General features: G+C 66.7%; 11 protein-coding genes. 2 read left to right on the plus strand and 9 right to left on the minus strand.

Going from position 1 to position 12,247, the window contains the following annotated elements:
* Positions 1-1,285: allophanate hydrolase (gene atzF, locus CVM52_RS19605; protein ID WP_100164128.1), on the minus strand; the 1,285-nt coding region annotated here is incomplete at its 3' end.
* Positions 1,286-1,441: 156 nt separating this feature from the next.
* On the opposite strand from atzF, the gene CVM52_RS19610 reads away from it, so the two are divergent.
* A complete protein-coding gene (locus CVM52_RS19610; protein WP_100164129.1) occupies positions 1,442-2,335 on the plus strand; it encodes a LysR family transcriptional regulator in 894 nt (297 codons plus the stop codon).
* On the opposite strand, the gene CVM52_RS19615 is transcribed toward CVM52_RS19610, so the two are convergent.
* The 6 genes from CVM52_RS19615 to CVM52_RS19640 all read right to left on the minus strand — a co-directional run bounded on the left by CVM52_RS19615 (position 2,336) and on the right by CVM52_RS19640 (position 8,674).
* A complete protein-coding gene (locus CVM52_RS19615; protein WP_100164120.1) occupies positions 2,336-3,862 on the minus strand; it encodes an adenylate/guanylate cyclase domain-containing protein in 1,527 nt (508 codons plus the stop codon).
* A gap of 1 nt (position 3,863) precedes the next feature.
* Positions 3,864-4,229, minus strand: coding sequence for a response regulator (locus tag CVM52_RS19620; protein ID WP_100164121.1), 366 nt, complete (start codon positions 4,227-4,229; stop codon positions 3,864-3,866).
* Complete coding sequence (locus tag CVM52_RS19625; protein ID WP_100164122.1) at positions 4,226-6,925, minus strand: response regulator; 2,700 nt, start codon at positions 6,923-6,925, stop codon at positions 4,226-4,228. Before CVM52_RS19625 ends, CVM52_RS19620 begins: the two co-directional genes overlap by 4 nt.
* Positions 6,922-7,668, minus strand: a complete 747-nt coding sequence (locus CVM52_RS19630; RefSeq protein ID WP_100164123.1) for a Tll0287-like domain-containing protein — start codon at positions 7,666-7,668, stop codon at positions 6,922-6,924. Before CVM52_RS19630 ends, CVM52_RS19625 begins: the two co-directional genes overlap by 4 nt.
* Before the next feature lie 92 nt (positions 7,669-7,760).
* Complete coding sequence (locus tag CVM52_RS19635; RefSeq protein ID WP_100164124.1) at positions 7,761-8,222, minus strand: Lrp/AsnC family transcriptional regulator; 462 nt, start codon at positions 8,220-8,222, stop codon at positions 7,761-7,763.
* Positions 8,219-8,674, minus strand: coding sequence for an Lrp/AsnC family transcriptional regulator (locus CVM52_RS19640; RefSeq protein ID WP_100164130.1), 456 nt, complete (start codon positions 8,672-8,674; stop codon positions 8,219-8,221). Before CVM52_RS19640 ends, CVM52_RS19635 begins: the two co-directional genes overlap by 4 nt.
* Positions 8,675-8,965: 291 nt before the next feature.
* On the opposite strand from CVM52_RS19640, the gene ilvC reads away from it, so the two are divergent.
* The gene (ilvC, locus tag CVM52_RS19645; protein ID WP_100164125.1) at positions 8,966-9,988 is read left to right on the plus strand and encodes a ketol-acid reductoisomerase; all 1,023 of its coding nucleotides are present in this window, start codon (positions 8,966-8,968) and stop codon (positions 9,986-9,988) included.
* 39 nt (positions 9,989-10,027) lie between these two features.
* Here ilvC and glmM read toward each other — a convergent pair whose 3' ends face one another.
* Entirely contained in the window at positions 10,028-11,368 is a 1,341-nt protein-coding gene (glmM, locus tag CVM52_RS19650; protein WP_100164126.1) for a phosphoglucosamine mutase, read from the minus strand.
* Between the two features lie 6 nt (positions 11,369-11,374).
* Positions 11,375-12,247, minus strand: an 873-nt coding sequence (gene folP / locus CVM52_RS19655; RefSeq protein WP_100164127.1) for a dihydropteroate synthase, incomplete at its 5' end; no start/stop codon positions are given.

The raw sequence follows: 12,247 nt of genomic DNA on the forward strand, positions 1-12,247 counted from the left end.
CCGCGGCCAGCAGCGTCACGCTGCCGGGCCGCCCGTCGGCGCGGGCGGGCAGCGGCACGCTCAACCCGCACAGGTCCAGCAGGTTGACGAAATTCGTATAGGTGCCCAGCCGCGAATTCGGCTCGATGGGATCAGCGGCGAGATCCTCCAGCCTATAGAAAGTAGGGATCGACGGCACGCAGAGCAGGTCCAGCCCGGCGATCACCGGGGCCAGCGCGCGCCGCAACTCTTCCAGCCGATAGAGCGCGCGGAAGGTATCGGCGGCGGTCATTCCCTCGGCCTGGCCAAGGATCTGGCGGATCACCGGGTGCACCATGTCGGCGTCGCGCGCCAGCATCGGCTGCGCGGCGAGAAAACGTTCGGTCACCCAAGGGCCGGCATAAAGCATCTCGGCCACCTCGAAAAACGGCGCCAGATCCACCGGCACCCGCCGCGCGCCCAGCGCCTCCAGCTGCGCCACCGCGGCGTCAAAGGCGCGTTCCTGAAGCGCGTCGCCGAAGAAACGCAGCGAGTCGGGCGTCGGCACCCCGACGACAAATTCCGGCGGCGCGATCGACGGCGCGGCAACCGGCACCTGCCGCGCATAGGGATCGGCCGGGTCGAACCCGGCCGCCGCGCGATAGACCGCATAGGCATCGCCCACCGTCAGCGCAAAAACCGACACGCAGTCCAGCGTGCGGCAGGCCGGCACCACGCCGCGGGTCGAAATCGCGCCCAGCGAGGGTTTCAGCCCGACGATATTGTTCAGCGCCGCCGGGACCCGCCCGGACCCGGCCGTATCGGTTCCAAGCGCAAAGGGGACAATCCCGGCGGCGACCGACACCGCCGACCCCGAGGAGGAGCCACCCGGCACGATCCTGGGGTCGAGGGTGTTTCTGGGCACCGGATGCGGGGTACGGACCCCCACCAGCCCGGTGGCGAACTGGTCCAGATTGGTTTTGCCCACCGGGATCGCCCCCGCCGCGCGCAACCGCGCCACCACCGGGGCATCCTCGACAGGCTGATAGGCAAAGCCGGGGCAAGCCGCCGTGGTCGGCATCCCGGCAACGTCGATATTGTCTTTCACCGCGAAGGGCATGCCCCAGAGCGGCAGCGCGGGATCGTAGCGGCCCAGCGCCGCCGCCGCCGCGATCAGATCGTCCAGCGCGGCCAGGTGCAGGAACATCCCGGGATCATCCTGCGCCTCGATCCGGCGGAACATTTCGCGCAGCACCTCGGCCGGGGCCAGCCCCGCGGCATAGGCCGCCCTCAGCCCGTCCAGTGTGAACTGCAAGTCCCGCGTCATGGCTTCGCCCCCTTTTGGCCGTGTCGATGATCTTTCGCGCCCCCGCCGGCACGCACAGCCCGGCCCGTCAGGTTCAGCCTGCGCCTATTAAGCGATGACAACTAGTGCTATGTTTTCAGCAATCCGCTGCGAAAAATGCAGCGCAAAGGAATCGCGATGCGCCACCTGCAGACCTATCGGATGATCCGGGACGTGGCGCGCGCCGGGTCGATCCGGCGCGCGGCCGAGGACATGAACATCACCAGCTCGGCGCTGAACCGGCGGATCCAGCATTTCGAGGAGGAGTTCGGCGGCCCGATCTTCGAACGCCTGCCGCGCGGCGTGCGGCTGAACCCGGCGGGCGAATTGCTGATGCAGCATATCCAGGCGCAGCTGAGCGATCTGGAGCGGGTGCGCAGCCAGGTTGCCGACCTCAGCGGCGAACGGCGCGGCCATGTCACCATCGCCTGTTCGCAGGCGCTGACCCCGATCTTTCTGCCGCGCGAGGTGGCGCGCTATCGGCGCGACCATCCCGGCGTGACCTTTTCGATCCGGGTGCGCGACCGGGCGCAGGCGGAACATGACCTGAGCGTGTTCGCTACCGACCTCGCCATCGTGTTCGAACCGGTCTACCTGGTGGATTTCGAGGTGATCCGCGCGGTGGAACAGCCGGTGTCGGCGATCATGTCGGCCGATCATCCGCTGGCCGGGCAAGAGGTGCTGCGCCTGCGCGACTGCCTCGCCCTGCCGCATGTGATCCCGTCCAGCGAATATGGCGTGCGCCACCTGCTGGAACAGGCGGTGCGCGGCCGGTCCTATCAACTGGACCCGGTGGTCGAGGCCGACAGTTTCGAACTGATGCGCCACTATGTGCTGCAGGAACAGGTGATCAGCTTTCAGATCCCGATCGGCCTGCTGCCGCGCCTCGACCCGCATTTGGTGGTGCGCCGGATCGACCCGCGCGACATCGCTCCGGGCCTGCTGTTGATCGGCCAGATGCGCGGCCGCACCCTGCCCGTCGCCACGGCGAAGTTCGCGCAGCAGGTCGCCAACGCGCTCGATGGGTTGTGATCAGTCCACCAGAAAGGTCCGCACCCGTCCCAACCCCTTGAGCTCGGGCATCTGTGCCTCGGGCGCGCGCACCAGCTGGTCGAGCGCGGCGTGGCTGGCTTCGGAGATGTGGATGCGGCCGGGCTGGCCGCTGGCTTCCAGCCGGCTGGCCAGGTTCACCGCCTCGCCCCAGACGTCGTAGACAAAGCGCAACCGCCCGACCAGCCCGGCAATCACCGGGCCGCTGTGCAGCCCGACGCGAATCGCCAGCCCCTGCCCGACCTCGCCCTGCATGGTGCCGATCAGATCGCGGGCGAAGGACAGCGCGCGCTGGGGATGGTCGGGGCTGGCATCGGGCACGCCCGCCACCGCCATATAGGCATCGCCGATGGTCTTGATCTTCTCGACGCCGTGCTTGGCGGCCAGGTCATCGAAGGCGGAAAAGATGCCGGCCAGCTGTTTCAGCAGCAGCGGCGGATCGGTGCGCGCCACCAGCGGGGTGAAATCGACGATATCGGCAAAGATGATGGTGGCGGCGTCGATGCGGTCGGCGATCAGGGTTTCCCCCTCCTGCAGCCGGCGGATCACCGGGGCGGGCAACATCGCGTGCAGCAGCGCGTCGGCGCGGTCGCGTTCATATTCGATGCGGGCCAGGAACTCTTTTTCCCGCCGCTGCCAGCGCACCCGTTCAAGACTGGCATTGACCCGGCTGTGCAGCAGCACCGGATCGACCGGCTTTTCCAGGTAATCCTCGGCGCCGGCGCTGATGCAGCGCACCACCGCCTTTTTCTCCTTCAGCCCCGAGATCATGATCACCGGCATCGCGCGCCAGCGCGGCTCGGCCTTCAGCCGCGCCAGCAGCTCGATCCCGTTCATGTCCGGCATCAGGATATCGACGAGGATGACGTCGAACCCGGCGGTTTCCAGCAATGCCAGCCCCTCGGCGGCCGAGGCGGCGGTGCTGACGCTGTGGCCCTGCCGCTCCAACTGGCGGCGCAGCAGGTCGCGATTGGCCTTGGTGTCGTCGATCACCAGGATCCGGCCCGCCGCCACCTCGGCGCCCAGCGCCGGCGCCTCCAGCGCCCGTTCCAGGCCGGCGGCAATGCCGGCGTCCAGCTCGCTTTCGCCCTCGCCCGCACCGTGCGAGAAATCCATCAGCGCATCGACCTGCGACAGGAAGCGGCCGCATTCGGCAATGACCGCGCGGATATCGGAGGCGACGCCGCGGGCGAGTTCGGGTTCGAAATCCTCCAGGATCATCTCGGAATAGCCCAGGATCGCATTGACCGGGGTGCGCAGATCATGGCGCAGCGTCGCCTCGTCGACATCGCCGGCGCCCGAGGCGACGATGTCGCCCACCAGCTGCGACAATGCACGCGCGGCGTCCAGCACCCGGCCGGCATCGGCGCGGGCAGCCTCAGGCCCGGCGCGGGCCAGATCCTCGACGATCATCTCCTGGTAGCCCAGGATCGCCTCGGCCGGGCCGGCAAGACGCTGCGCGACCCGTGTCGCCACCGCCTTGCGGTTGATGCCCGATCCCACCGTCATCTCAGCCCGGCACCAGGCGCCCGATCTTTTCCAACAGCGACGGCAGGTCAATCGGCTTGGTATGGAACTCGTCACAGCCGGCATCCAGCGCGCGGCTGCGGTCTTCGTCCATGGCATGGGCGGTCAGCGCGATCACCGGGATGCCGCCGGTGGCCGGATCGGCCTTGATCGCCCGCGTCGCCTCCCAGCCATCCATCACCGGCAGGCTGATATCCATCAGCACGATATCGGGCATCTCGCGCGCGGCGGCCTCGACCCCGGCCTTGCCGTCCCGCGCCGATACCACGGCAAATCCCTTGCGGGACAGCCGCCGCGACAACATGTCGAGGTTCATGTCATTGTCCTCGACGATCAATACCTTGGTCATAATCCCTGCCCATCGCTTGCGTTCGGAGGCCCCGCCACCCGCCGGATGGCGGCGACAAGTTCGGCGCGGCCGGCGGCGCCTTTTCTGATCACTTCGCGCGCATTGGCCTTCAGCCAGTCGATCTCTCCACGGGTGAGATCCTTCGACGTGGCGATGATCACCGGCAGATCGGCCAGCGATTCCGTGCTGCGCATTTTCCGCAGCGTATCGAACCCGTCAAGATTCGGCATCATCAGGTCCAGCACCATCAGCGTCGGCCGTTTCGCCTCCAGCTGCACCAGCGCCTTTTCCCCGTCCGCTGCCTCGCGCACCGTCCAGCCCTCGCGCACCAGAACCCGGCGGAACAGCGCGCGGGTGCCGGGATCGTCATCGACCACCAGCACCTCTTTGCCGCCCTGGCCAGCCAGTTCGTTCAGCCGCGCCGCCAGCAGCTTGGGATCGACCGGCTTGATCAGGTGATCGGTGGCGCCGAAGGCCAGGCCCATGTCGCGATCGCTGACCACGGTGGCCAGGATCACCGGGATGCTGCACAGGTCCGGGTCTTCCTTCAGTTCGCGCAGCACCGACCAGCCGTCGCGCTCGGGCATGATCACGTCCAGCACGATTGCCGCCGGCCGGTGCCGCCGAGCCAGTGCCAGGCCACCCTCGGCATTCCCGGCGGTCAGGATGCCATAGCCTTCGGCCTCGACCAGATCGCCGATATGCCGCAGCGATTGCGGGTCGTCATCGACGATCAGGATACAGGGGGCGCTGGCCGTGGTCTCGGGTTCGGCCGCCGCACCCTTGTCACCACCGGGATAGGCCACCGGCATGGTCAGCGTGAAGGTCGAGCCCTTGCCCGGCTCGGAGGCGACCGCGATGCTGCCGCCCAGCATCTCGGTGAACTGCTTGACGATGGCCAGGCCCAGCCCGGTGCCGCCATAGTTCCGGGTGGTCGAGCTGTCGGCCTGCACGAAGGCCTGGAACAGGCGCGACTGCTGTTCCGGCGTCATGCCGATCCCCTCGTCGCGGACGGCAAAACTCAGGCTGTCCTCGTCGCGGGTCACGCTCAGTTCGACGGTGCCCTCCTTGGTGAATTTGGTGGCGTTGGACAGCAAATTGAACAGGTTCTGGCGCAGCTTGGTCTTGTCGGTCTCGATCTGCCGCACGCCGGGGCCGATCACCACCGCCAGCCGGTTGCCGTTCTGCCGCACCAGCGGCGTCACCGTCGATTGCACATCCTCGATCAGCGGCGCGATCTCGAAGGTCTCGATATGCACCTCCATCTTGCCGGCCTCGATCTTGGACAGGTCCAGGATGTCGTTGATCAGCGACAGCAGATGTTTGCCCGCCGCCATGATCCGTTCCAGATCCTCCACCGGTTCGGTCTGGCCGGTATCCTCGGCATCCTCGATCAGCATCTCGGAATAGCCGATGATCGCGTTCAGCGGCGTGCGCAGCTCATGGCTCATCGACGCGAGAAAGCGGCTTTTGGCCTCGTTGGCGTCTTCCGCCGCGCGGCGGGCCTGTTCCAGTTCCACCTGGCGCGTCTTCATCTCGGTGATGTCGCTATAGACCGCAACCACACCGCCATCGGGCGTGCGCCGCTTGGTAACCAGCATCCAGCCGCCATCCAACAGGACTTCGTCCCGGTGCCCCGCGGGATCGCGGTGCCGCGCCAGCCGTTCCGCCACCCAGGCGGCGCGGGATTTGCCGGCCGTATCGATCAGCCCGGCATCGAGATGCGCGTGCAGGATCTCTTCGAAGGTGGCGCCCTCGACCATCGCCTCGGCTGCCGGTGCGAACATCTGGCGATAGCGCGCGTTGCACAAGACCAACCGGTCGTCGGCGTCGAACAGGGCGAAGCCGTCGGGGATGGTCTCGATCGCCGTCAGCACCATGCGGCGCTGCTCGGCCGCCTCGTCCTCGAGCACGCGGCGGGCCGCCTGACTGTCATGCAGGGTGCGCAGAGTGCGCGCCATGCGGCCAAATTCATCCGGCCCTTCGGGCGGCAGATCGGGGGTTTCGACGCCATCGTTCAATTGGGTCATCGCCCGGTCGATCCGCGCCAACGGCCGCAAGATCGATTCCAGCACGCGCAAGGTCAGCACCGTGCCCAACAGCACCACCGCAACGCTGGCGATGATGGCGCGCTGCTGCGCCTGCTGCGCCGCCTCGGCGGCAACCAGATTGGCGCTCCGGGTGTCCTGTGACAGCGAGGCAACCAAATCGGCCAGCGCGACATCAACGATATCGCTGCCCTGTCGCGCGGTGGCCAGAAAGGTGTTGCCGACCACCCGGTTGCCCTCGGTATAGGCATCCACCGCCCGAAGCGCGTTGTCGTAATATTCCACCGCCGCCTGCCTGATCTGGGCTGCCGCTTCGGGAGCGAAGCCCTCCAACTCGGCCAGATCGGCCTCCAGCAGGTCGCGCGCGGTATTGGCATTGCGCTCCGACAGGGTCAGCAGGCTGACCGACAGGTCGGTCATCCAATACCGCAGCTGCCCGAAATGGCGGTCGGCGCTGGCGGCGACCTGCAGTTGGTGAAACCGTTCGGTGGCGCCGGAGATGCGCTTCTGGTTGGCGGTGAATTCCCAGGCCATCATCGCCGCCGAAACGATCAGCGCCCCCAGCAGCACCGCCGACAGCGCCCCAACCCGCAGCGGAATGCCATGCCCGGTCAGCCGCTTCAGCAATGACCGGCGCGCCCCGCTCATTCGTTCAGCGTGATCGAGATCGCGCCGCCCAGGTCACCCACCTGCCCGCCCTCCTTGGGAAAGCCGGTGACATCCACCTCGCCCGCCGGCTCGCCATGACACGACAGGCAGGAGGCCGAGTAATATTCCGGGATCAGCATGCGGAAGGCCGGGCCCTGTTCGCCCTCGACCATTTCGTACCAGGCCGCGCCTTTGTCCCAACCGGGGGCCAGGAACTTGTCTTCGATCACCGCGGTTTCCCAACCATCCGGCCGCGCCTTGCGGTTGCGCACCAGATCGGGCGGCGCGGTGACCTTGACGCTGGCGATGCCGCCGATCTTTTCGCCGAAGCGTTCATTGACCAGCCGGGCAAAGACCGCCGGGATAAAGCCCTTGAATCCCATGTCGGGGGTGTTGATCAGGCCCTGGTGTTCGGCCACCACCTCGGACACCGCCTCAAGCTGGGTGGTGATCAGCCGACGCTGCAGATCGGACAGATCGTCCGGCAACAGGGGCTGGTTGTTGGTCTCGGTATAGGTGGCCTCCAGCTGATCCAGGAACACCTCGGGCGTGAGGCCCTTGTCACCCTTGGACGGGTCGTTGATCAACGGCTGGTTGTTCGACACCACCGATCGCGCCGCCCGCAATACCGCGGCAAGGTGATGGCCGTCGGCCACCCGTTCGGCGGTGTCGGCAACCGCCACGCCGCTGCCTGACGCCACGATCAGCGCGGTGGCAAGACTGGCTAGAAAGATCCTGCGCATTGCCCCAATCCCGCAATAAAAAGGCGTTTTCCCTAAGTCCCGATACCTTGCCCCTGTTCGTCCCCTACGTAAAGCGGCGAGTGCGGGCCGGCTCAGGCGCCCAACGGTCCGGGCAGCCGCTCTTCGCTCAGCAGCACATTGGCCTCCACGTCGCCGGCGCCCGGCAGGGTCATGATCCGCCGCCGCAGCAACCGTTCGAAATCGGGCAGATCGCGGGCAACGATGCGCAGGCGGAAGTCGTACAATCCCAGCACATGTTCCACCGTCTGCACCTCGGGGATGGCGCTGACCGCGCGCTCGAAATCGGCAAACCGCCCCTGCCCGCGCCGGCCCAGCTTGATCCCCAGGAAGACGGTGACGCCAAAGCCCAGCGCCTCGGCATTCAGCCGCAGCCGCCGGCCGCGGATCGCGCCGCTGTCCTCGAGCCGCCGAATCCGCCGCCAGGTCGCCGGCTGCGACAGGCCCAGGCGGCGGCCCAGCTCGCCGGCACTGAGTGTGGCGTCGCGCGCCAGGGCGAAGAGGATCTGCCGGTCGAGGTCATCCAGGGCGATCATACCGGCAGCACCTGGTCCGATTTCAGCCGCGCCAGATGCATCAGCGGTTCGATATCGGCAATATGCGGCAGGGTCAGGATGCGGTCGCGGTAGACCTGCTGATAGTGCTCCAGGTCGCGCGCGATCACCAACAGCCGCACATCGACCCGGCCCAGGAAGGTCTGGATTTCCAAAACCTCGGGCACCTGCCGCGCGGCGGCCAGGAATTCGTCAAAGGCGCTGGCGCGGGTCTTTTCCAGGGTAAAGCGCAGGCTGACCTCGACGGCATAGCCCAGCGCCGCCCAGTCGATCACCGCCTCCTGGCCCAGAATGACACCGGCGGCCTGCATCTTCTCGATCCGCCGCCAGCAGGTCGCCGCGGTCAGTCCGGCCTGCACCGCCAGATCGGCCATCGACAGGGACGGATCACGCTGGAAATGCCGCAGGATACGGCGGTCAGCGTCGTCAAGCATGACCATTTCACTCATCCACAGTAGAGGGAATACAAACTTCGTGAATTCAGTGTATCACGTCAAACCTATCCTGCGAACCGTTCTGTAGCGGATGCCTATCGGTCACGTGAAGCAAGTGTAGCGGAGAGGCCTGCGCGAGGCCGCATATGCGCGGAACGCATGATCATTTCACCATATGACAGAACGAAGAATTAGATTCTCGCCCAACCACCGGTCAACCTGAATATTTGCAGAAAACTTCCCGTAGATTCCCCTATGTTGCCCGGCACAATCGAGGAAAGGACCAGACCAATGCGCGTCTATTACGATCGTGACTGCGACATCAATCTCATCAAGGACAAGAAAGTGGCCATCCTGGGCTATGGCTCGCAAGGCCATGCTCACGCGCTGAACCTGCGCGACTCGGGCGCCAAGAACCTTGTCGTCGCCCTGCGCGAAGGCTCTGCCTCGGCCAAGAAAGCCGAAGCCGAGGGCCTGCAGGTCATGGGCATCGCCGAAGCGGCGGCCTGGTGCGACCTGATCATGTTCACCATGCCCGACGAACTTCAGGCCGAGACCTACAAGAAATACGTGCATGACAACCTGAAAGACGGCGCCGCCATCGCCTTTGCCCACGGCCTGAACGTGCATTTCGGCCTAATCGAGCCCAAGCCCGGCGTCGATGTCATCATGATGGCGCCCAAAGGTCCCGGCCACACCGTGCGCGGCGAATACACCAAGGGCGGCGGCGTGCCCTGCCTGGTCGCGGTGCACAACGATGCCTCGGGCAAGGCGCTGGAAATCGGCCTGTCCTACTGCTCGGCCATCGGCGGCGGCCGCTCGGGGATCATCGAGACGAACTTCCGCGAGGAATGCGAAACCGACCTGTTCGGCGAACAGACGGTGCTGTGCGGCGGCCTTGTGGAACTGATCCGCATGGGCTTTGAAACCCTGGTCGAGGCCGGCTACGCGCCCGAGATGGCCTATTTCGAATGCCTGCACGAAGTGAAGCTGATCGTCGACCTGATCTATGAAGGCGGCATCGCCAACATGAACTATTCGATCAGCAACACCGCCGAATATGGCGAATATGTCAGCGGCCCGCGCATCCTGCCCTATGATGAGACCAAGGCGCGGATGAAAGAGGTGCTGACCGACATCCAGACCGGCAAGTTCGTGCGCGATTTCATGCAGGAAAACGCCGTGGGCCAGCCGTTCTTCAAAGGCACCCGCCGCCTGAACGACGAACACCAGATCGAGCAGGTGGGCGAAAAGCTGCGCGGGATGATGCCGTGGATCTCGGCCGGCAAGATGGTCGACAAGGCCAAGAACTAATTTACCACCATCCCTCCCCCGATCGCGGGGGAGGGAATTTTACCCGGCGGCCTCGACCGCCTCGACCACCTGGTCGACCGCGCGGCCCAGCAGCCCCTCGTCCTCGCATTCCGCCATCACCCGGATCAGCGGCTCGGTCCCCGACTTGCGGATCAGCAGCCGGCCCCGCCCCGACAGCGCCGCCTCGGCCGCCGAGATCGCGGTTTTCACCCCGTCGCTGTCCAGCGGGCGTTTGCCCTCGGCGAAACGCACGTTTTTCAGCAGTTGTGGCACCGGTGCGAATTGCCGGGCCAGTTCGCTTGCCGGTTTGCCGGCGCGCATCATTTCGGCGAGGAAATGCAGCCCCGACATCAGCCCGTCGCCGGTGGTGGCAAAATCGGTCATCACGATATGGCCCGATTGTTCACCGCCCAGGTTGAAGCCGCCCTCGCGCATCCGCTCCACCACGTAGCGGTCGCCCACCGCAGTGCGCTCCAGCCGCAGGCCCAGCGCGTGCAGATGCCGCTCCAGCCCCAGGTTCGACATCACCGTCGCCACCAGGGCACCCCCGGCCAGCCGTTCGTCGGCGGCCCAGCGCGCCGCCAGCAGCGCCATCACCTGGTCACCATCGGCAATCGCGCCGTTCTCGTCGATCACCACCACCCGGTCGGCATCGCCATCGAGGCAGATGCCGACATCGGCGCCCTGCGCCACCACCATCTCGGCCGCCGCCATCGGCTGGGTCGAGCCGCAGCCGCGGTTGATGTTATAGCCGTCGGGCGCCACCCCCATCGGGATCACCTCGGCGCCCAGTTCCCACAGCACTTCGGGCGCGGTGCGGTGGGCGGCGCCATTGGCGCAGTCGACCACCACTTTTAGCCCTTCCAGCCGCAGGTCGCGCGGCAGCGAGGATTTGATCCGCTCGCCATAGCGGAACCGCGCATCGTCGATCCGCTTGGCCCGGCCGATATTGGGGGCTTGCGCCGGTTCGACGCCGACATCGATCAGCGCCTCGATCTCCTCCTCGGCCTGATCCGACAGCTTATAGCCATCGGGGCCGAAGAACTTGATCCCGTTATCCTGCGCCGGGTTGTGGCTGGCCGAAATCATCACGCCCAGATCGGCGCGCATGGTGCGGGTCATCAGCCCGACCGCGGGGGTCGGCACCGGCCCCAGCAGCAGCACGTTCATGCCGGTCGAGGTCAGCCCCGCGGTCAGCGCGCTTTCGAACATATAGCCGGACAGCCGGGTATCCTTGCCGATCACCACCCGGTGCACGCCGCCGGCCTCGCGCCGGAAATAGCGGCCCACCGCCGCACCGATGCGCAGCGCCATGTCGGCGGTCATCGGATGGGTATTCGCGGTGCCCCGCACCCCGTCGGTTCCAAACAGCTTACGCATTGTCACTCACCTCACCGCCTGCCACAGCCTCAGCGCCTGAACCGTTTCGGGCACGTCATGCACGCGTAGGATTTGCACGCCTTGCGCCAGCGCCGCAAGTCCCACCGCGATCGAGCCCGGCGCGCGCCGCGCCGCCTGCGGTTCCCCGCCAATCCGGCCGATAAACGCCTTGCGCGACACCCCCAGCAGGATCGGGCAGCCAAGGCCGTGAAACAGTGACAGGTTCTGCAACAGCGTCAGGTTATGCGCCTGCGACTTGCCAAAGCCGATGCCGGGATCGGCCAGGATGCGCGCGCGCGGAATGCCCGCCGCCTCCAGCGCGGCGATACGGGTTTCCAGGAAATCGAAAACCTCCAGCAGCACGTCGCCATAGCGCGGATCGTCCTGCATCGTTTCCGGGTCGCCCTGCGCATGCATCACGCAGACCGGCAGGCCGGCCCCGGCGCAATAGGGCGCCAGCGCCGGGTCGAAGGTCAGGCCGCTGACATCGTTGACCAGATCGGCACCCGCATCGATGGCCGCCCGCGCCACCGCCGCCTTGCGCGTGTCGATCGAGATCGGGAGGCCGGTCAGCGCGCGGATCGAGGCGATCACCGGCGCGGTGCGCGCTATCTCCTCGGCCTCGGGCACCTCGGCGGCGCCGGGCCGGGTCGATTCACCGCCAATATCCAGGATCGCCACCCCCGCCGCCGCCATCTGCTGCGCCGCCGCCAGCGCGGCGTCATGGGCGTAATGCCGGCCGCCATCGGAAAAGCTGTCGGGTGTCACGTTGACGATGCCCATGATCTGCGGCTGGCCCATATCCAGCCCCGCCACCGGCGCGCGGGCCGCGGTCAGCCGGGTCCGCACATCGCCGGGGATCTCGGCCGCCGGGATCAG

This window comes from Pseudooceanicola lipolyticus (assembly GCF_002786325.1).
In the GTDB taxonomy this organism is placed as follows: Bacteria; Pseudomonadota; Alphaproteobacteria; order Rhodobacterales; family Rhodobacteraceae; genus Pseudooceanicola_C; species Pseudooceanicola_C lipolyticus.